Source organism: Gordonia sp. LMA484 (genome assembly GCF_058129505.1).
This window is the reverse complement of the sequence record NZ_CM176700.1, coordinates 495420-515961: the sequence shown is the minus strand read 5'-3', so window position 1 is coordinate 515961 and position 20542 is coordinate 495420. Positions and strand designations below refer to the sequence as shown.

The window sequence follows — 20542 nt, the reverse complement described above, 5'->3', positions numbered from 1 at the left end:
AATGAGAATGCGGATTACACATCCTGATGTCACCGTGGTGATTCCTACTCGCAACGAGGCCAAGAACCTCCCGCATGTGGCACGCCGCATGCCCGACGGAATCGCCGAGATCATCGTCGTCGACGGCCACTCGACAGATGACACCATCGACGTGGCCCGGTCACTCTGGCCGAACGCCCGGATCATCTCGCAAACCCGCAAGGGCAAGGGCAACGCCCTCGCCTGCGGGTTCGCCGCGGCACGCGGGCGCATCATCGTCATGATCGACGCGGATGGCTCGACCGATGCCGCGGAGATTCCGATGTTCGTCCAATCACTCTGCGATGGAGCTGATTTCGCCAAAGGCTCCCGCTTCACCTATCGCGGTGGCAGCTCGGACATCACCCGACTGCGCAGACTCGGCAACCTGGGGCTCAACACCATCGTGAACCGGATGTACGCGGCCGAGTTCACCGACCTCTGCTACGGCTACAACGCCTTCTGGCGGCACTGCCTACCCTCGATCGGTCTACCCGATCCTGCTCTGGCGGAACCACAGTGGGGCGACGGATTCGAGGTGGAGACACTGATGAACATCCGCGTCGCACAGGCGGGGCTGAACATCGTCGAGGTCGCCAGCTACGAACGCGACCGCATCCACGGCGAGAGCAACCTCAACGCCGTCAGTGACGGAATCCGGGTGCTGCGAACGATCTTCGATGAGCGGGCACGCCGGATCGACACCGACCGGGTCGAACTCATCCGCGGGCCGATCGCGCGGGGCCTCAACGCACCCGACCTCACCGCATCGGCGAGCTGACACTCGTCCACAAGGAGCAACGTTCGTGGCCCACACCACCACGACGCTGCCCGGCCGGAAGCACACCACGCTACGGGTCCTGGTCCTCGATCAGGGACCGGGCCTGTGGGGCGCCCAGCGATATCTGCTGCGCCTGTATCCGCTTCTGGCCGGGCACGGCGTCGAACTCACGCTGGCCTGCCCGCCGGAACTTGAGCAGTACGATCACTGGCGGTCGGCCGGAATGCCGGTGATCGGACTGAGCCTGCCGACCGCCCGATCGATCAGAAACGAATCCCGCATCAGTCCAAGACAACTCGTCGCCGAGGCGCGACGCTCCGCGTCGATCCCACGGCTCATCGCGCAGACCGCGATCCGCGGACGCTACGACCTGGTACTGGCGAACTCACACTGGACTCATCTCGACGCCGCGCTCGCCGCCCGTGTGTGGCGCGTGCCGACGGTGTTGACGCTGCACGAGACGTCGGTGCCCGGCCTCGGGCGAGGGTTGCGTGATCTGGCGATCCGGCTCGCCGGACACGCCGTCGCGGTCAGCGAGTCCGTAGCCGCCGACGTCGGATCATCAGTGCGGCAACAGGTCACGGTGATCCCCAACGGGGTCGACACCACTGCGTTCACGCCCTCGGGCGCCGCGAGCCGTGGCGCGACCAGACGCGAGCTCGGCGTCGCCGACGACGATCGGCTGGTGCTGGCGGCCACCCGCATCGATCCGAGCAAGCACATCGAGGACATCATCGCGCTCGCCGCCGAACTCGATGCGAAGACGTCGGTGATCGTGGCCGGCGCCAGCAGCGCACATCACGCCTACGAACGGACGATGCGTGCCGAGGCGGATGTGTTGCCGCCCGGCCGGCTGCGGTTCCTCGGCGCCCGCGACGACATCTCCCGGCTGCTCGGTGCCGCCGACCTGTTCGTGCACACAGGTCTGATCGAGGGCATGCCGCTGGGCCTGATCGAGGCCCAATCGGCCGGGGTGCCGGTGGTGGCCTACGAGGCGGCCGGAGTCCGGGAGTCGGTGTGCGACGGGCGAACCGGTTACGTCGTCGGTCCCCGTGACATCGACGGACTCGTCGACGGCGTCTGCCGTCTCCTGTCCGACGACGATCTGCGTGCCGAGTTCGGCGTGGCGGCCCGCGCACATGTGCTCGATCATCATCGCCTCGACGGGCAGGCCGCCACGACCGCCAGGTTGCTGCGGACGATCTGCTGGTCAGAGCAGCCCAGCCGGGCCGGAGCAGTGTGAACCGGCCACGTCGGTTGCGCGACGTGGCGCCGCGGCTGGTCGCGCCGGGCGCGATCGCGATCGACTCCGTCGCGCTGATCATCACGTCGGCGCTGACCGCGGTCACCGGCATCGCGTTCTGGACGGTGGTGGCACGGCTCATCCCGCCGCACGAACTGGGCATCCAGACTGCGTTGCTGTCGTTGATGACCATGGCCGGGACGGTGGCCGCGTCCGGTCCGGGCAACGCTCTGACCGCAATGATCCCGGCGACGCCGGCCGCCGGGCGGCCGACGCTGCTGCGGCAGGCGGCGGTGGTGACGAGCATCGGCGCGGGCACCGCCGGTTTGATCGCCGGGGCGGTGGGGGCCGCGACAATCGACGCACCTTCTCCGGCGGCGGTGCCGGCGGTCATCACGGTCGGGGCGCTCATCATGGCGTTCTTCGCCTTCAAGGACACGGTCCTCACATCCCTGTCGGTCGCACGCCATCTCCCCGCGCTCAACGTGGCCGGTGCGCTGGTCAAGATCGTGCTGGTCCCCGCGTTGCTGGCGTGTGCGCTGCCCTCCCCCGCGGTGGCCGCCACCGTGGGCGCTGCGGTGCTCACCTGCGTCGCGGCGTGGATGATCATCCGGCGCACCATCGACCGCGAGGTCCCCGACGCCGCGTGCGTCCGCGAGCATGACCGGCGGCAACTCGTCGGATTCGCCCTGCGAGACGGCTCCGCCGGTCTCATCTCGATGGGTCCGCTGCTGGGCGCTCCGTTCCTGGTCACCTGGCTCGCCGGCCCCGTCGAGGGCGCCGCCCTCGCCCTGATGCTGCCCATCTCGCAGGGCCTGGACTACGTGTCGATCGGCACGGCGACCGCGCTCACCAAGCATCTGCCGACCGCGTCCGATCCGGCGGCGACGGTGACCCGGATCTGGCGGACCACGCAGGCCGCGGTCGTCGGCGTCGCGGTGATCGTGCTGTTCGGCTTGTCGCCATTGCTGTTCCGGTTCTTCGGCGACGACTACGATCGCCGGACCCTGTGGGTGACGCTGGCGTTGCTGTGTCTGGGCTCGGTCAGCCGGGTGGGCTTCGTGACGTGGGCGGCGGTGTTACGGGCCACCCTGGCCACGCGCACCCTGCTGGTCACGAACCTGACGGTGAGCACTGCCTCGGTGCCGATCCTGGTGGTGTTCACCGTGCGGTGGGGTGCAATCGGGGCCGCAGGTGGGCTGGCCGTCGGCTCGGCCCTGCTCGGTGTCATCGGCTGTACGGGGCTGGTGCGCGGGCGTCACATCCGGCGGGCCCCGACACAGCCCGGCACCGAAGTGGGAGCGCTGCAATGAGACACGTCGTTCTGGTCAACGCCTGGCACGATGACAACAAGGGAGATTCGGCGATCACCGCCGGCGTCATCCGTCTCGTCGAGACCACCTGGCCGGACGCCGAGATCACCGTCGTCGGCCTGACCGAGGGGGCCCAGCCTACCGCCCGCGGCATGCGGCACGTCGCCCGCACACACCCCGAGGTCAGGATCGCGCCGATGCCGATCCCGACCGAGCTTCGCGGCCGACGAGATGCCGTGCCGGCGATCGACGTGCCGATCTGGTTGGCGCGCCTGGCCGTACCGGCCGCCGTGATGGCGAGCGGGCGCCCGCTTCCGGGATATGCACGCGAGTTCGCCGACGCCGACCTCGTCGTCGGGGTCGGCGGCTCCAACCTGTACAGCGACGCCGCGGTCAATCCACTGGTGAGCGCGGCGCGGCTGTTCACCCTGACCGCGCCGATCCGCACCGCGCAGCTGTTGGACATCCCGACCGTCCTGCTGGGGCACACGTTGGGTCCGTTCCCCACCTCGCGGCCGCGGTCACTGCGCCTGGCACGGCACATGGTGCGCTCGGCGCAGGTCACCGTCGTCCGCGACGACGCGTCGCGCGAGGTCGCGGACGCGCTGGGTCTCACCGGAGCAGAACTCGCGCCCGACATGGCCTACGCCATCGAACCGGTATTGTCCGAACGTGTTTCGGCGATCGTCGATGACCTCGGACCCGAGCTGGGCCGCACCGCGGTCATCGCGATGCGTGCACACCCGTCGCTCGGGAACGACGCAGATCGACGGGTGTGCCATGAACTGGTGGTCGCGACCCGGATGCTGCGTGACCGGGGTCTGATCGACCACGTCCTCGTGGTCGCCCACACCCTCGGGCCGACCGCCATCGAGGACGACCGACCGATCTCGCGAAGCCTGGCAGAACTGCTGGTGCACAACGGGATGCCGGCGACCTATGTCGACGCCGACCTGGGACCCACCGAGCTCGCCGGGCTGTACGGTGGCGCGGCCGCGATGATCGCGGTGCGGTTGCACGCCGCCGTCCTCGCCCTGCTCTCCGGCACACCCACGTTCGCGATCGGCTACTTCTCCACCAAGTCGACGGGCGTGATGACCTCGGCCGGCCTGTCCGACAGTGTCGCCGAGTTCGGCGAGGTCACCGCCCAGATGATCGTGGCGGCCCTCGCCCCGCGGATCGGAGAACCCGACTGCCGCAATCGGCTCGCCGCAATCAGTCGCCGACATCGCGAACACCTGACCGCCCGTGCGACCGACTGGCTCCGCGCACCACCTCCGGGCGGCGTCGGCACGAACAACCACGACAGCACTCACGAAACGGGGAATGACATGACACACAAGGCAAACGGACACGACCGCACGGCGGGAACGACATCATGACGATCGACGAGCTGTTCCCGGTGCTACCGGCGGATGCACCCACCGACCCCGCCGGGGCGCGGTGGGTGGGCACGATCGACTGCGGCGACACCTTCGCCGAGACGATCACCCTCCGTCACGCCGACGGCTATCAACGTGCCCGGCTGCTCGTCCGCGACGGGACGTCGGTGCGCGGGTTCATCGATGTGGGCGTCGAATCCGGCACCGTCCTGGGCCGTGAGCTGACCCGGGAGGCCTCCCGCCTGCCCGCCACGAACCCCGACATCGCGGGGCCCGTTCCATCTGTCGACGAGCCGGCGGTGTCGGTGGTGGTCTGCACCCGCGACCGTACCGCCGAGGTCAAGCGGGTGGTCGATTCGCTTCTGCAGATGAACTATTCGTCGTTCGAGATCGTCATCGTCGACAACGCGGCGACCTCCCTGGACACATGGCGTTACGTCGACACGCACGACGATCCCCGGGTCCGGGTGATCCACGCGTCGGTGCCCGGTCTGGCGGCGGCACGCAACCGTGGGATCGAGGCCGCCCGTCATGAGATCGTGGCGTTCACCGACGACGACGTCGTCGTGGACCGGCACTGGCTGACCTGTCTGACCAGGCCGTTCGCCGACCCGGCCGTCGGTTGTGTCACCGGTCTGGTGCCCGCAGCGCAGTTGCGGACGCCGGCCCAGCTCGTGTTCGAGCAGCGGGTGGGCTGGTCGTCGAGCACCCGGCGAAGGGTGTACCGCATCACCGACGAACGGTGTCACGGGGCGCTGTTCCCGTTCCGGGTGGCCGACTACGGCACCGGGGCGAATTTCGCGGTGCGACGCACGGTCGCGTTCGATCTCGGTGGTTTCGACGAGGCGCTGGGCGCGGGGTCACCCACCTGCGGTGGTGAAGACATCGACTGGTTCGTCCGCACCCTGATCGGCGGGTACGCGCTCGTGTTCGAGCCTGATGCGATCACCTGGCATCAGCATCGCGACGACGACGCCGCCCTGCGGTCACAGGCCCACGGGTACGGCCTGGGACTGGGTGCGTGGATGGCCAAGGTCGCGTTCGACCGCCATCTCGCCCCGCTGGCGCTGTCCCGGACGGGGCACGCGGTGGCGCATCTCGTGCGGTCGGTCGGGAGTCGGTCGGTGGGTACGGTACCGGGCCCACCGGGGTACGCCGTGGTGTCCGGGGCCGCCCGCGACGAGATCAGGGGCCTGCTGGGTGGCCCACGGGCGCTGCTCACCGCTCGCTCACAGGGTCGCAAGTCGGCGCCGTTCAACCGTTACCCGGCGAGCGCGGCGGCCGTCACCGAACCGGGAGGCGCGTCATCGTAGCGCTGTCCTGGACCACCACGGCCGGGTCGGACGCGCCCACCGCACCGCAGGCGCCGGTCCGCGACACGCGCATCGGGCCGGCGGTGGCTGCGGTGAGCGGACTCGCGGCGTTCGCGTCGCTGCTGCCGGCGCCGCCCGTCCTCCGGCTGCTGCTGCTCGCACCGATGATGATCGCGGGACTCGGCGTCGCGGTGACGTGCCCGGTACCGATCGCCACCCACCTGCGGCCGGCCCTGTATCCGGCGCTGGGCATCGCGGGGCCCATCGGGCTGGCGACGTGCCTGCTGTGGTTGCGCAGCTATTCCGCGGCCGGGGTGACCGCGACCTTCGCGACGATCTGCCTGGTGTCGGGCGCAGTCGGCCTACGCGCGTCCGCCACCGCGGACATCCGAGAGGATCTGCGCCGTGGGATGTCCCGGCTCGCGCTGGGCGTGGCGGGGTTGTCCGGGCGGGTCCGTGCGTTGGCCGCTGTGCTGGTCGTCTGGGGTGTGGGCGTGGCGTTGCCGACGAACTCAGATGTCGGGTTGTTCGGGTTGCTCTTCACGCCCGGCGGGGTACTGATCGCCGCGGCACTGGTGGCGACGGTGATCATCTTCGTGGCATGCATCGTCGCCGACGACACCACCGGCGCGGCGGTCGCCATCGCGGTCACCATCGTGGTCATCCGCCTGCCGGTGTCGTTGCTGACGCAGGTGCCGATCTATGCGTGGACCTACAAGCACATCGGCCTGGTCGACTTCGTACAGACCAACGGGGCGTTGCCGCCCTCGTTCGTCGACATCTACACCCGCTGGCCGGGTTTCTTCGCCGGCGCCGCCTGGTTCAGCAGTACGACGGGTGTCGATCCGGTCGATGTCGCGCACTGGTTCGCGCCGTCGATCCACGTGCTGCTGGCCGTGGCGATCTGGGCGCTGTCACGTGCGCTGGGGGTGTCGGTGCGTGCGGCGTTGATCGCGGTGATGTGCGCCGAACTGGTCAACTGGGTCGGGCAGGACTACTACTCGCCGCAGGCCATCGCGCTGGTCCTGGCCGTGATGGTGATCGCATTGTTCGCCGGGTCGCGGACCGATACGGGCGCAGCGTATTTCGTGATGCCGCTGTTCGGCGTGATCACCGTGACCCACCAGCTGACCCCGGTCTGGGTGCTCGCCTGCGGTGGGCTGCTCACCCTCCTCAACCGGGTGCGCCCGATCTGGCTGATCGCCGCGTGTGCCGCGATCTGGTTCGCCTACGTGTTGCCGCGGCTGTCGTCGGTGCTGAAGTACGGGCTGTTCACCGGTTCGAATCCACTGAAGAACGCGAAGACGAACATCGGCGGCGCGACCGGCGACTCGGCGGCCCGCGCGTTCACCGAGGCCGTCGACCGCGGCGTCGCCTTCGCGGTGTGGCTGTCGGCGATCGCCGCATTCTGCTATCTGTGGCGGCGGGCGCGCAGATCGGCGCGGCCGGCCACCGGCGGGTCGGGGCAACCGGATTGGGCGCTGCCGGTGGTGGCGTTCTCGCCGATCCTGTTGCTGGCCGGGCAGAGCTACGGCGGCGAGGCGATCTTCCGGGTGTTCCTGTACTCGCTGGTCGGGTCTTCGATCCTGGTGGGCGCGGCGCTGGCCGAGATCCTGCCGACCCGATCACCAGATGACCCGGCCGCCTCGGGCTGGTCGCGGCGACTGCGGACGACGCTGGTGACGACGGCCGTCGCAGGTGTGGCCGTCGGGGCCTTTCACGGCTACTACAGCGGGTGGGCCTACAACGTGATCACGCCGTCGCAAGTTGCGCTGAGCCGTCAGATGCTCGCCGAGGCTCAGCCGTCCACCGTGATCGTACGTATGGCACCGGCCGGATGGCCGGAACGTCCGAGCAGCGACTACGTGCGCATCGCCGAGGCCAACCCGGGCTATGACCGTCCGCTGGTGTTCCTCAAGAACTCCCTGTCGCGGGGCTTCCCCACCGACGAGGACCTCGAGTTCCTCAATAATCTGGGACGTTTCGCCGGAGGTGGCTTCTATATCGTCCTGCCGCGCCAGATGTCGGTGTACAGCGACTACTTCGGCTACTTCCGGAAAGGGGCCATCGAGTCACTGATCGGTCGGCTCGACCGCGAACCGAACTGGCGGCGGGTGCATTCCGACCCCGACACCATCATCTTCCGCTACGAGCACGCGCCCACCGAGAAGGAACCATGGTGAGGCCGACCCTGGTCGACCGGGCCGCCGGCGATGCTCGGGTCATCGTGTCCATGGGTCCGCTCGTGTTGCCGTCGCGCGCTCAACTCGCCACCGAACTCAGCCGCCTGGCACGGATCTCGGCCGGTAACCGTCTGGGGTTGACCCGCGAACGGCCGGTGGGCGGCGGCCGCTGGCGCTACGACCCGGACCGCCTCGGGGCGGCGGTGCGGAACTGGTCCGACGACTTCCCCGGCACCGATCAGCTCGACATCACCGACAAGGTGATCCTGTTGCGCCGCACCACCGCGACGCCCGATGGCTTGCGGCTCTACCTCGCCGGCGACCATCTGATCACGGACCTGCCGCACGCCGTCTTCGGCGGCACCATGGTGGTGGCGCTCTGGGTCTATCTGTCGCGCTGCGCTTCCCGACCGACGCCGGCGTGGGTGACGACACCGTCGAAGCGGCCGCACGTCGCATCGATCCTGGCCCGCCATCTGGCGACACGACCGCGGCACATCGGGGACCTGGCCGCGGCCGTCCGCCGCCGGACACCACCGGCGGCCGCGGTCACCGGTGCACCGTCGTCGCCCGTCGTGTCGCCGGCCGCTCAGATGATGCATGCGCCATTGCCCACCACCGCGACCGGATATCTCGACGCCCCACGACGGGCCGTTCTGCAGGAGTGGCGCGACGCCCATGCCCCCGACTGTTCGATGGCGGTACTGCTGATGACCGTGCTGACGCGCGCCTTCGCCGCGGTGGGAGTCGAGCTGGCGCCGGTCGTGCACGTCGTCGTCGACACCGGACGCTACGATGCCGCGCTGGCGCAGTACCTGGGCAACGCTGCGGTGGGACTGAATCTTGCGTTCGCCGCGCCGCACGATCCGGCCGTGCTCCAGCGGGAATTGGGCGAAGCGATGGCCTGTGGTCGGCCGCTGGCCGCGATGCTCGCCATCTCCGCAGGAGAGGTCGTCGGCACCGTTCGGCGCCGGGTGGGGCGGCCCGCCGGCATCGCCGCCGACCCCGGCCCGGCGACCGTGCTGTCGTTCAGCCATCTACTCGGACTGGACAGCATGCCGGGTGGCGACTGGATCGGCGGGTTCGACGCCCACCGGTTCACCGCGATGACCGATCCGGTCGGCGCGCGCGGTATCGCGATCCTGACACCGAGGATGGGCGACCGCTACGACATCTCGGCGTCCTTCGATGCCCGCTGTCATCCACCCGACCGGGTGCGAGCAGCTCTCGACCTCGCTACCACCAATCCCCTGGCGCTGTTGACGACTGTCAGCGCGCCCGACGTCGGAGAACACACATGAATCCACGATCCAACTATCTGCGCGCGCTCGGCCAGTCGCCGAACGGACTACAACGCGTGTCGGCCTGGGTGGTCGCCGGCACGGTCGCCGTGACCGCATTACTCGTCTTCACCGGCCTCGATGCCGCCGCGAACGGCAAGTTGCGCTCCGACGACCTGCTCGCACTGCAGTCCGACATGGGCCTCGTCGCATCCGACGACTTCACCGGCCCGGCGGATTCGCTGCCGAGCAAGCGCATGTGGAACATCCGCACCGGCGCCGGCGGCTGGGGCAATGACGAGAAGCAGGTGTATACCGGCTCGCCGCAGAATGTTTCGCTCGACGGCAACGGGCACCTGCGCATCGTGGCGCGCGCCGACGGCGGGCGGGTGACGTCGGCGCGGATCGACACGCTGGGCAAGTTGGACACCTCCACGGGCCTGCTCGCGGTCCGCGCGCGGATGCCGGAGGGCCAGGGCGTCCATCCCGCCATCTGGATGCTCGGGTCGAGCCTCGACGTCGTCGGCTATCCCGAATCCGGCGAGATCGACATCTACGAGCACGTGAACTCGGTGCGCGACAACTCGGTCGGTGCGATCGGACCCCACACCGACCTGTCCGACAAGACCCCCTGGAAAGTGCAGCGGCAGTTGTCCGCCGACGAGACCGGCGCATCGGGGGGCTTTCACACCTACTGGGTCCACCGCACGCCGGGGGTGATCCAGATCGGGCTCGACGGACGGACGGTCATGCAGATCACGCCCGAAGATCTGCCGCCGAAATCGGTCTGGGTGATGGACGATCCGTTCTTCCTGGTGCTCAACGTCGCGGTCGGCGGTGACTGGCCGGGCCCGGTGGGCCCGGGAGCATTGCCCGCCCAGATGGACGTCGACTGGGTGAGGATGTACGGCTGATGCGGCCGGTCGTACATCGGCTGCTGCACGGGTCACTGATCGTCGCGCTGACGATGTCGGTCGGCGTGCTGTCCGGATGCGGCCGCACGGCGCAACCGACCGACGATGCGGGTTCCGGCATCGTGACCGAGCAGCTCGGGCCCGAGGGGCGGGCCTACCGGCAGGACAACACCACACCGGTCGGCGTCGTCGTCTGGTTCCATGGGATGGACTCCGACGGAACGGAGTTCGCACACGATCCGAGGCATCGGCATTTCGCCGAGCCGTTCCTGCGCAACGGTTGGGTGATCGCGTCCGCGACTGCCGGCGGCAACTCGTTCGGCAACGACGCCGCAGTTGCCGACTACCGTAGGTTGATCGAGCGGGCCGAGACCGAATACCGAACCACCCGACTGCTGTTCGCCGGGGAGTCGATGGGCGTCCTGGCCGCGCTACGTCTCTACGCCGAACCCACCTACGCCGGCATCGACGGCCTGGTCGGGGTGTCGCCGCTGACCGGACTGCCCTCGACCATCCGAACCGTCGACTTCATCGCCGGCGCGTGGGACGGCAGGGTTCCGCAACGCGCCGACCCGCTGTCGGCGGCGGCGTCGAGCTACGCCGGGCGGCGCTTCCTGTTCTTCTACTCCACCGGAGACACCGTGGTGCCGGCCGGCGCCGGTGCCCGGGCCTTCGCGATCCGATTCCACGCGGCGGCCACCGTCACCGTGGTCACCTGCCGGGGCGATCATGTCGATCCCAGTTGCTACGGCGGCGACGCCGCGCTGGCGTTCGCCGACCATGCCGACTGACGCCGGTCGAACACGGGTTCTTCCTGCGCAATTCTGTTCCTCCGCAGGGTATTTCAGACGGATGATCGAAGAACCAGCGGAAGAACGCTCGCGCGGTCAGTCGGTGGCCACCGCGCCGGTCCACCGTCCGGTCGCGAGGAATTCGTCGAGCACGGCGGTCGCCTCGGTCAGGTCGAACCCCTGTGCGTCGAGCCAGTCGTCGTCGAAATAGGTGTTCCCGTAACGGTCTCCCGAGTCGCAGAGCAGGGTGACGACGCTGCCGGCGCGCCGACCGGCGGCCATCTCGGCGACGAGCTGCAACGCTCCCCACAGGTTGGTGCCGGTCGATCCGCCGACGCGCCGGCCGAGGCGGTCACTGAAGTAGCGGGCGGTCGCGATGGAGGCGTCGTCGGGGACGCCGATCATCCGGTCGATGACCTGGGAGACGAACGAGGGTTCCACCCGCGGACGGCCGATGCCCTCGATGCGGGACCCGAGCTCGGATGTCAGTGTTCCGTCGGCGGTGCGGTAGGCGGGCAGGAACACCGAGTTCTCCGGGTCCACCACGGCCAGCCAGGTGGGATGGCGGCGATACCGCACGTAGCGTCCCAGCGTCGCCGACGTTCCGCCCGTGCCCGCGCCCACGACGATCCAGGTCGGGATCGGGTGATCCTCGTCGGACATCTGCGCGAAGATCGACTCGGCGATGTTGTTGTTGCCGCGCCAGTCGGTGGCACGTTCGGCCATCGTGAACTGGTCGATGAAATGCCCGCCCAGCTCCGCCTCGAGTCGCAGCGCCTCGGCGTAGACGTCGCCGGCACGCTCGACGAGGTGACATTCGCCGCCCTCGCGCTCGATGAGAGCGGTCTTCGACGGCGACGTGCTCGACGCCATCACCGCGATGAACGGGACACCGATCAGTTTCGCGAAGTAGGCCTCACTGACCGCCGTAGAGCCCGACGACGCCTCGATGACCGGGGTGCCCTCGGTGACCCAGCCGTTGCAGATCGCATACAGGAACAGCGATCGGGCCAGCCGGTGCTTGAGCGAACCGGTCGGGTGGGTGCTCTCGTCCTTGAGGTAGAGCTCGATGCCGGTCTCGTGGCCGTCGTCGTCGGTCCAGCGCGACCACTCCGGCAGGTTCAGCCGATGCAGGTGTGTGTCGGCGCTGCGCCGTCCGTCGGCCTCGATCAGCCGGACCGCATTCTCCGACCACGCCCGGTCGCCGCGGTGGTCGACGATCTTGGTGGGCTTCACCGGGCGGTCAGTCGGACGGTCCGCGCAGCCGCGACTGCAGGTCGTCGTGCCGGCTGCGGCGGGCGTCGTCGACGGCGGCGATCTGCGAGTTGACGCGCAGACGGAGCTTCTTGAACAGCACCATGCCCAGCGGAAGAGCGATCAGCACACCGAACACGGCCGCCACGAGCAGCGGCACCTTCACCCCGGCGATCGCGCCGATACCCACGATGATCGCGGCCACCACCACGACGAGCGCCAGCCGCGCCAGGGTGTAGAGCGCCACCGCGAGCGCCACGCTGCCGACAGATGCGTTGGCTGGTTTGTCTTCCGTCACGGGTACAGGGTACTGCGCGTTCGATGTGCGATGACCAGGCCGTCCGCAGGGGGTGACCGGCGACTCTGCGCCGCTTTTGCACCACTTGCGTCACCCGAAATGTCGGTTTTGCACTCTCTTTACCAATTGCTGACTGTTCGAGTACCCGGGTGTTGGCCGTGTATCCATGAGACATCCCACCCGAATCTCGGGTGCAGGCGGAGATGAGAGGAACAACAGTGACCATCACCGACACAGCCGGCATCATCACTCCCGGACTTGCCAGTCAGCACACCCTGACCCCCGGTCAAGTCGCATCCATGTTCAACGTCAACCCGAAGACGGTCGCCCGATGGGCCAGCTCGGGTCTGCTCGGCTCGATCCGCACTCCCGGCGGGCACCGTCGATTCCGCGAGGCCGACGTCGTCGAACTGCTGAACCGCCGCACTCACTGAGCGGTACGCACCCAGGGACGCCCGGCGGCATCTACTCAGGCGGGGCTTACCCGCATCGTGGCAACCTCACGTAGTCTGGTTTACGGGAGGTTGCCATGACGTTTCTGTTCGCCATGATCGGCATCGCCGCGATTGCTTTTCTGTTGTGGCGTGCCTTCGGCCCCCAGCTCAACGACTCGGAGCATCGCGACGAACGACCCCAGCGCCGGCCTTCCGGCCCGGTCGGACCCGACGACGATCCCGACTTTCTCCGCGACCTCGACCACCGGACCCGCGGTGGCAACGGGGCCGACGGCGACGACACCTGACCTGCACTTTCACCGACCACCGTCGCACGCCGCGAACCCTACCCTGAGGTAGGGTAATCTCCTTCTCATTCCGCAGTGGGGGATGCGACTCGCGAAAGGTGCACGAGATCAACCAATCATTCGGGGATGATCAGCGTTGACATCCGGTGACACACGCGCCGACTCGGCGCAGGACGACGACTCCAGTTTCGCGGAGAAGCTCGGCTACCTCTTCGAACATTCGCGCGACGAGAACGGCGTGCCCTACACCGGCAAGAAGATCGCCGAGCGCGCCAACCTGCTCGGCTACTCACTGTCGGACGCCTACATCTCCCAGCTCCGCACCGGCAAGGCCCGGACTCCGTCGTTCCGCACCGTCGAAGCGATCTCGAGGGCCTTCGAGGTGAGCGTCACGTACTTCCTGTCCAATCCGGACGAGGATCTCGAACGTGTCCGCCAGCAACGCGACTACGTGCAGATGCTGGCCACCACCGGCACCCATCTGTCCGGCATCGACGTGCGCCGGATCTGCCCGGACACCATCGACGTCCTGATCGACCTGCTGAAGGTGGTCAAGGCGCAGGCGCAGGAGAACATCGACCGCGAAGACGATCAGGGTACCGCATAGCGGCGAGTTCCCGACCGGGCTCGCCGGGCGTGACGACCGGGTCTACAGGCCGGCGTAGGAATGCAGGCCGGAGACCACCAGGTTGATGATGAACAGGTTGAACAGCAGCGCGATGAAGCCGGCGACGTTGATCCACGCCGCGGCGTTGCTGCGCCAGCCGGCCGTCGCACGTGCGTGCAGATAGGCCGCGTAGATGACCCAGGCGATGAACGACACCGTCTCCTTGGGGTCCCAGCCCCAGAACCGGCCCCACGCCGACTCGGCCCAGATGGCGCCGCAGATCACGCCGAGACCGAACAGCGGGAAACCGAAGACCACACATTTGTAGGCGAGCCGGTCCAGCGCGTCGGCGCTCGGGATGCGATCGATGACGCGGCGCGTCCCGGCGGCCAACCCCTTGCCGGCAGCGGCCAGGTCGTCGCCGTCCGGACGACCCCACCGCATCTTGATCAGGTACAGCATGCTGGCGACGCCCGACACGAGCAGGACGCCGGACGACACCGAGATGATCGAGACGTGGATGGCCAGCCAGTAGGACTTCAGCGCCGGCACGACCGGTGCGGCCTGCGTGTAGAGCCAGCGGCCGCCGATGAACATCAGCAGCGACACCGGCAGCAGCACGAACGACAGCAGCGGACGATGCTCCGGCTTGCGCAGCACCACGAGCGCCGCCAGCACGCACGCCGCGCAGGTCAGCGAGATGAACTCGTACATGTTGCCCCACGGCGCGCGATCGGTCGCGAACCCGCGCAGCACGATCGAGGCGATGTGGGCGATCACGCCGACGATGACGACCGGATAGGCCATGGCGCCGAGGCGTTCACCGAAACTGCGGCGCGGCGCCTCGTCGACCCGGCCCGGGGCGCGGTCGTCGACGGCAATCGTCGAGCCACCCGCGCCGACCAGCTGCGCCGCCGGGGCGAGCTTGCGACCGCGGGCGCTCGCGAGCGCGGCGAGGAACAGCAGCATCGCGAGCACGTAGATCGTGATCGCGGTGCCGAACAACAGATCCGAGTATCGCGCCAATGTCTCGTCGACATGCACCGAGCCCGTGTTCATGGCACTCGTCCTCCCGCTCGTTTGCGTGCGCTACAGGTCTGACCGTGTCACCGGTCGCCTGCGCTTCTGGTCTGCTGCGCTACAGCCGTCGCCGCTGCCACCGTGATCTGCGTGCGGCGGCCGGGTCGTCGGGGTCGATCACCAGGCCGTGCGCCTGATCCTCGAAGCCTTCGCCCCAGCCCGCCTGATCGGTCCGTGCCAGTCCCGCGATTTCTACTACAGTACGTCGTTCGCCGCTGCCGCCGGAAACCGATGCGTCGACCGGCACCAATCGGGCCCAGATCCGACGACGCCGGATCAACAACGAGACCAGCAGTCCGCCGAGCATCACGATCGCCGACACCAGGACCCACACCTGCGTCGGATCGTGGGACACCTGTACCGATACCCAGCGCTGATAGCCGTCGAACCGCACCGACGTCCCGTCGGGCAGGGTGTGCGTCTGTCCCTGCGACAGGTTCACCTGCGCCTTTCGTTGCAGGCGTCCCTGTTCGATCAACGACTGGTCCAACGAGTAGGCGTTCTGCGGTTTACCGGTGTCCAGCCCGGTGTCGCCCTCGTAGATGCGGATGGCGACCGCCGGATCCGACGGCACCGGAGATGACGAGTTCAGCAGCGTGCCGTGATAGTTGGCCGTCGGCGCGAACAAGCCCTCCAGCGCGACCTGATGCGATCGCCGTTCGTCCTCGTTCGGGTACAGCCCGGCCGGGGTGTCGAACCGCGCCGCCCCCGACGACAACATCGTCTGCATCTCCTCCGGGATGAACAGCACCGTCTGGGTGCGCTGCTCACCGTTCGGGAAGGTGACCGTGAAGGTGGGCGCAAAGCCGTTGCCGAGCACATAGACACGGTCACCGGCGACGCGCAGCGGGTCGTTCACCTTGACCGTCGTCGACGACCAGGTCGACGGGTCGGAGGCGGTGGTGTTCTCGGTGTAGCGGACCTTGGCGGTGTACATGCTGGGCTGCCCGTTGGGCAGGAACGTCGCGTCGAAACTGTCGACGCGGAAGCAGAACGGCGCCAGGTCGGTGCCGTCGACGAGGTTGCCGGCCCGGAACGAGTCGTAGACCGCGGTGGAGGTGTTGCACAGGCCCTGCTCGCCGTCGGCGACGAGGCTCCGCGTGCCCTCGTAGCCGTAGAGCTTGCCGACCGCGATCGCCACCAGCAGCGCCAGCAGAGCGAAGTGGAACACGAGGTTGCCGAACTCCCGCAGATAGCCCTTCTCTGCGGAGACCTCGACGACGTCGCCCTCCGCCGACAGGCGTCCCTCCGCTGATCGAGTAGCCCCGGAGCTTGCCGACGGGCGTCCCTCCGCTGATCGAGTAGCCCCGGAGCTTGCCGACGGGCGTCCCTCCGCTGATCGAGTAGCCCCGGAGCTTGCGGAGGGGCGTATCGAGATCACCCGTCGCCACCCACGCAGATTCCGCGAGATCCGCTCCGCGATCTCCTCCGGGTCACCGTCGACCTCGATGGTGACGTGGCGCGGCAGTCGCCCGAGATTGCGAGGCGCGGCGACCGGCTTGCCGCGCAGGCTGTGGAAGTGCTCGATCATCCGCGGGGTGAGGCAGCCGACCAGCGAGATGAACAGCAGGACGTAGATGGCGGTGAACCAGGTGCTGGAGAAGACGTCGAACAGCTGCAGGCGGTCCATCGTCTGCCCGACCCAGCCGTGGTCGTCGATGTAGGCCAGCGTCTTCTGCTCGTTGAGCGACCGCTGCGGCAGGAGCGCCCCGGGGATGGCGGCCAGCGCCAGCAGGAACAGCAGGATCAGTGCGGTACGCATCGAGGTGAGCGAGCGCCACAGGTTACGGGCCGGCCACAGCACACGGCGGCGCAGCCAGTGTGGCGGCGTCGGACCGGGGGTCTGCGGCTGCGTTGCGGGGGTCAGGTCGACGTCTGTCATACCGGTAGCTCCGTGTCGGTGATGAAGGCGTCGCGCACCCAGACGATGAACTGATCCCACGCCCCGGTCACCAGCGCGATACCGACGGCGATGAGCATGATGCCGCCGAAGATCTGGATCAGCCGCGCATGGTTACGCAGCCATCCGAGGCTGCGCAACGCCCAGGCCGACGAGAAGGCCAGGACGACGAACGGGATACCCAGGCCTGCGCAGTAGGCGACGATCAGCGCCACGCCCTTGGCGGCGGTGGCGCCCTCGGTTCCGCTGGCGGTGGCGATCACCGCGGCCAGCGTCGGGCCGAGGCACGGTGTCCACCCGAGCGCGAACACGGCACCGAGCAGCGGGGCGCCGACGATGTTCGACATCCGCCGCGGCGCGAACCGGAACTCGTGTTGCAGCATCGGCACGAGACCGATGAAGACCAGACCCATCACGATGGTGATGACCCCGCCGATACGTTGCAGCAGTTCACGATTCACCACGAAGGTGCTGGTGATGCCGAGCACGCTGGCGGTGGCGGCGACGAAGATGACGGTGAAGCCGAGGACGAACAGTGCGGCTGCGATCGCCACTCGGGATCGGCCTTGTTTGGCCGGTTCGCCGACGGTGACCGCGGGCGCCTCGGCGCCCACCAGGCCCGCCAGATACGACAGGTAGCCGGGCACCAGGGGCACGACGCACGGGGACGCGAACGAGACGAGGCCGGCGATCACGCACGCGGCCAGCGCGAGGAGCAGCGGGCCGCTGGACACGGTGGTGGCGAAGGTGTCGCCGATGGCGGCCTGCGGAGCGAGGTCGATCATGGGGCACCCGCCGCGGGGGTCGTCGCAGACGCGGAGTCACGAGGCTCCTCGGCGGCGACCTTGCGGACCTCGGCGTCGAGTTCGTCGGCGGTGAGCGCCTTGAGGAACACCACGGCCGGACGGTGCTGCCGGTCGAGGATGACGGTGGTCGGCACGACGGCGGTCGGGGTGGTGAGCGCGGCCAGGGTCATGCCGTCGAAGTCGTAGATGGACGGGTAGCCGACGCTGCGGTCGGCGACGAAGTCCTTGGCCGACTGCCGGTCGTCGCGCAGGTTGATGCCGAGGAAACCGACGCCCAGGTCCTTGGTCTGCTCGTAGACGCGTTCCAGATCGTCGGCCTCGCCGCGGCACGGACCGCACCACGAGCCCCACACGTTGATGACGACGACCTCATCGCGGAACTGCTCGTCACCGAGTGCGAGCGGTGTGTCGGTGACCAGGTCGGGCCCGGACAGTTCGGCGACCCGCTTGCGCTGTGCCGGCGGGTAGGTGATGACGGTCTGCCCGCCGGGCGAGACGAACTGGAAGGTGTCGCCCTGCGCCACCGCGTCGTCGCCGGTGCCGCAGCCGCTGGTCACACCGACCAGGACCGCCAACACCGCCAGCAGCAGGGAAAACTTACGCACACTCGTCCTATCGCACCGGCCGGATCATGCCCCCGTGGCCAACGGGTCCGAGGACCCGGCGGGCTCGGAGTAGATGATGTCGACGAGCGCATCGCCCTCGTAGATCAGGCTGGTCAACGACGCCAGCGAACACTGCCGACGACGCGGATCGTGCCACAGACGCTGCCCCTCGAGGAAACGCCGCAGCGTGTAGACGGGCAGCTGGTGGCTGACGCACACCGCCTCGTGGCCGCGGGCGGCGTCGCGCGCCTTGTTGGCGGCGGCGAGCATGCGATGGGCCAGCTGGATGTAGGGCTCGCCCCACGACGGGGTGAACGGGTCACGCAGCTTCGGCCAGTGCCGTGGCTTGCTCAGAGCACCGTCGCCGACCGAGACCTTGAGGCCCTCGAAGACGTTGTCGGCCTCGATGAGTTCCTCGTTGGTGACGATCGACAGGCCGTGGGCGGCGGCGATCGGGGTCGCCGTCTCCTGGGCGCGCTGCAACGGCGACGCGAACACCGCGGTGATGTCGTGGTCGGCGAGGGTGTCGGCGACCTTCTGCGCCTGTGCCCGCCCATCGGAGGACAGCCGGAACCCGGGCAGGCGACCGTAGAGGATGCCGTCGGGGTTGTTGACCTCGCCGTGTCGCATCATGTGGACGATCGTGTTCGTCATCGAGTCTCCCCCGGTCAGCTCTTGGTTGCCGCTGCTGCGGCGTCGGCGGCGGCCGGCAGCGCGTCCGCGATTCGTGCGAAAGCATCCTCGTCCAACGCGGCAGACACAAACCACGCCTCGAACGCGCTCGGTGGTGCGTACACACCGCGGTCCAGCAGAGCGTGGAAGAACGGGGCGAAACGCCAGGTCTCGGTCGCCTTGACGCCCGCGTAGTCGGCGATCGGGTCGGTCCGGTCGGTGAAGAAGACGCTGAGCATGTTGCCGGCCCGCTGGACCCGGTGCGCGACACCGGCCGTGGTGAGGGCGTCGGCGATCAGCGTCTCCAGACGGTCGGCGTTGGCGTCGAGGGCCCGGTAGGTGTCGGCGTCGGCGTGGCGCAGGGTGGCCAGCCCGGCCGCGACGGCGACCGGATTCCCCGACAGGGTGCCCGCCTGATAGACGGGTCCGGTGGGGGCGAGGCGCTCCATGACGTCGGCGCGCCCGCCGAACGCCGCGGCGGGCAGGCCGCCGCTCATCACCTTGCCGAACGTGTAGAGGTCGCCGCCGACGCCCTCGAGGCCGTACCAGCCGGCGGGGCTGACCCGGAAACCGGTCATGACCTCGTCGATGATCAGCAGGGCGCCGTGTCGTCGGGTGAGTTCACGCAGGCCGGCGTTGAATCCGTCGTGCGGTGCGACCGCACCCATGTTGCCGGCGGCGGCCTCGGTGATCACGGCGGCGATCTCGTGGCCGAACTCCTCGAACGCCTTCGCGACGGCCTTGAGGTCGTTGTAGGGCAGCACGATGGTGTCGTGGGCGGCGGCGCCGGTCACCCCGGGCGAGGTGGGCAGTCCGAGCGTCGCGACACCGGACCCGGCGTCGGCGAGCAGCGCGTCGACGTGACCGTGATAACAGCCGGAGAACTTGATGATCTTGGGCCGTTCGGTGAATCCGCGGGCCAGCCGGATCGCCGACATGGTGGCCTCGGTCCCGGAGTTGACCAGTCGCACGCGCTCGACGGGGTCGACGCGGTCGATGATCTCCTCGGCCAGTTCGATCTCCGCCTCGGTGGGCGCGCCGAACGACAATCCGCCGACCGCGGCCTGTTGCACCGCCTCGACGACGGCGGGGTGGGCGTGTCCGAGGATCATCGGACCCCAGGAACAGACCAGGTCGACGTAGTCGTTGCCGTCGACATCCGTCAGATGGCAGCCACTCGCGGAGGCGATGAACCGGGGGTCGCCGCCGACCGCGGAGAACGCGCGGACCGGGGAATTGACCCCTCCCGGGATGGCCTGTTCAGCGCGGCGGAACAGCGCTGCGGACTTCGCGGCGACATCAGCGGATCGGGTCACGGCCTCCAGTGTTCCAAACGCGTCGGCGCGTCCCAAATCCTGTT

The 20542-nt window shown here is 68.7% G+C and carries 20 protein-coding genes; 12 read left to right on the top strand and 8 right to left on the bottom strand.

Translation table 11 applies throughout. The features are described from left to right. Positions 1–7: 7 nt before the first annotated feature. From AC4AMJ_RS02315 to AC4AMJ_RS02275, 9 genes are all read left to right on the top strand, one after another. Positions 8–799 (top strand): glycosyltransferase family 2 protein, encoded by a 792-nt coding sequence (locus AC4AMJ_RS02315; protein WP_489917037.1) that lies wholly within the window; start codon positions 8–10, stop codon positions 797–799. A gap of 25 nt (positions 800–824) precedes the next feature. Further along, positions 825–2042, top strand: a complete 1218-nt coding sequence (locus AC4AMJ_RS02310) for a glycosyltransferase family 4 protein (protein WP_489917035.1) — start codon at positions 825–827, stop codon at positions 2040–2042. Beyond that, on the top strand, positions 2039–3355 hold the full coding sequence (locus AC4AMJ_RS02305; protein ID WP_489917033.1) for a lipopolysaccharide biosynthesis protein: 1317 nt from the start codon (positions 2039–2041) through the stop codon (positions 3353–3355). Before AC4AMJ_RS02310 ends, AC4AMJ_RS02305 begins: the two co-directional genes overlap by 4 nt. Beyond that, positions 3352–4737, top strand: coding sequence for a polysaccharide pyruvyl transferase family protein (locus tag AC4AMJ_RS02300; RefSeq protein ID WP_489917031.1), 1386 nt, complete (start codon positions 3352–3354; stop codon positions 4735–4737). The genes AC4AMJ_RS02305 and AC4AMJ_RS02300 overlap by 4 nt, the downstream gene beginning before the upstream one ends. Further along, entirely contained in the window at positions 4734–6050 is a 1317-nt protein-coding gene (locus AC4AMJ_RS02295; protein ID WP_489917029.1) for a glycosyltransferase family 2 protein, read from the top strand. The genes AC4AMJ_RS02300 and AC4AMJ_RS02295 overlap by 4 nt, the downstream gene beginning before the upstream one ends. 92 nt (positions 6051–6142) lie before the next feature. Then, complete coding sequence (locus AC4AMJ_RS02290; protein WP_489917027.1) at positions 6143–8233, top strand: hypothetical protein; 2091 nt, start codon at positions 6143–6145, stop codon at positions 8231–8233. Beyond that, a complete protein-coding gene (locus tag AC4AMJ_RS02285; protein ID WP_489917025.1) occupies positions 8227–9534 on the top strand; it encodes a hypothetical protein in 1308 nt (435 codons plus the stop codon). The genes AC4AMJ_RS02290 and AC4AMJ_RS02285 overlap by 7 nt, the downstream gene beginning before the upstream one ends. Continuing rightward, complete coding sequence (locus AC4AMJ_RS02280) at positions 9531–10427, top strand: glycoside hydrolase family 16 protein (RefSeq protein WP_489917023.1); 897 nt, start codon at positions 9531–9533, stop codon at positions 10425–10427. The genes AC4AMJ_RS02285 and AC4AMJ_RS02280 overlap by 4 nt, the downstream gene beginning before the upstream one ends. Then, complete coding sequence (locus tag AC4AMJ_RS02275; RefSeq protein WP_489917021.1) at positions 10427–11218, top strand: alpha/beta hydrolase; 792 nt, start codon at positions 10427–10429, stop codon at positions 11216–11218. The genes AC4AMJ_RS02280 and AC4AMJ_RS02275 overlap by 1 nt, the downstream gene beginning before the upstream one ends. Positions 11219–11314: 96 nt before the next feature. Here AC4AMJ_RS02275 and cds1 read toward each other — a convergent pair whose 3' ends face one another. Then, positions 11315–12454 carry an L-cysteine desulfhydrase Cds1 gene (cds1, locus tag AC4AMJ_RS02270; RefSeq protein WP_489917019.1) on the bottom strand — a complete coding sequence of 380 codons (1140 nt, stop codon included), beginning with the start codon at positions 12452–12454 and terminating at the stop codon, positions 11315–11317. Positions 12455–12461: 7 nt separating this feature from the next. Beyond that, a complete protein-coding gene (locus AC4AMJ_RS02265; RefSeq protein WP_489917017.1) occupies positions 12462–12770 on the bottom strand; it encodes a DUF4229 domain-containing protein in 309 nt (102 codons plus the stop codon). A 218-nt stretch (positions 12771–12988) separates the two neighbouring features. Between AC4AMJ_RS02265 and AC4AMJ_RS02260 the strand changes: the two genes are divergently transcribed. The 3 genes from AC4AMJ_RS02260 (at position 12989) to AC4AMJ_RS02250 (ending at position 14119) form a co-directional block, all read left to right on the top strand. Beyond that, positions 12989–13204, top strand: coding sequence for a BldC family transcriptional regulator (locus tag AC4AMJ_RS02260; RefSeq protein ID WP_489897205.1), 216 nt, complete (start codon positions 12989–12991; stop codon positions 13202–13204). A 95-nt stretch (positions 13205–13299) separates the two neighbouring features. Beyond that, positions 13300–13512, top strand: a complete 213-nt coding sequence (locus AC4AMJ_RS02255) for a hypothetical protein (protein WP_489897206.1) — start codon at positions 13300–13302, stop codon at positions 13510–13512. A 136-nt stretch (positions 13513–13648) separates the two neighbouring features. Continuing rightward, positions 13649–14119 (top strand): helix-turn-helix domain-containing protein, encoded by a 471-nt coding sequence (locus AC4AMJ_RS02250; protein ID WP_489897207.1) that lies wholly within the window; start codon positions 13649–13651, stop codon positions 14117–14119. Positions 14120–14161: 42 nt separating this feature from the next. Here the strand turns inward: AC4AMJ_RS02250 and ccsB are convergent, their stop codons facing one another. The 6 genes from ccsB to hemL all read right to left on the bottom strand — a co-directional run bounded on the left by ccsB (position 14162) and on the right by hemL (position 20498). Then, the gene (gene ccsB / locus AC4AMJ_RS02245) at positions 14162–15178 is read right to left on the bottom strand and encodes a c-type cytochrome biogenesis protein CcsB (RefSeq protein ID WP_489897208.1); all 1017 of its coding nucleotides are present in this window, start codon (positions 15176–15178) and stop codon (positions 14162–14164) included. Between the two features lie 79 nt (positions 15179–15257). After that, the gene (gene resB / locus AC4AMJ_RS02240) at positions 15258–17081 is read right to left on the bottom strand and encodes a cytochrome c biogenesis protein ResB (RefSeq protein ID WP_489917015.1); all 1824 of its coding nucleotides are present in this window, start codon (positions 17079–17081) and stop codon (positions 15258–15260) included. Continuing rightward, a complete protein-coding gene (locus AC4AMJ_RS02235; RefSeq protein ID WP_489897210.1) occupies positions 17078–17884 on the bottom strand; it encodes a cytochrome c biogenesis CcdA family protein in 807 nt (268 codons plus the stop codon). Before AC4AMJ_RS02235 ends, resB begins: the two co-directional genes overlap by 4 nt. Then, positions 17881–18510, bottom strand: coding sequence for a TlpA family protein disulfide reductase (locus tag AC4AMJ_RS02230; RefSeq protein WP_489897211.1), 630 nt, complete (start codon positions 18508–18510; stop codon positions 17881–17883). The genes AC4AMJ_RS02235 and AC4AMJ_RS02230 overlap by 4 nt, the downstream gene beginning before the upstream one ends. A 24-nt stretch (positions 18511–18534) precedes the next feature. Continuing rightward, the gene (locus AC4AMJ_RS02225; RefSeq protein WP_489897212.1) at positions 18535–19164 is read right to left on the bottom strand and encodes a histidine phosphatase family protein; all 630 of its coding nucleotides are present in this window, start codon (positions 19162–19164) and stop codon (positions 18535–18537) included. 14 nt (positions 19165–19178) lie between these two features. Then, entirely contained in the window at positions 19179–20498 is a 1320-nt protein-coding gene (gene hemL, locus AC4AMJ_RS02220) for a glutamate-1-semialdehyde 2,1-aminomutase (protein ID WP_489897213.1), read from the bottom strand. Positions 20499–20542 lie beyond the last annotated feature (44 nt).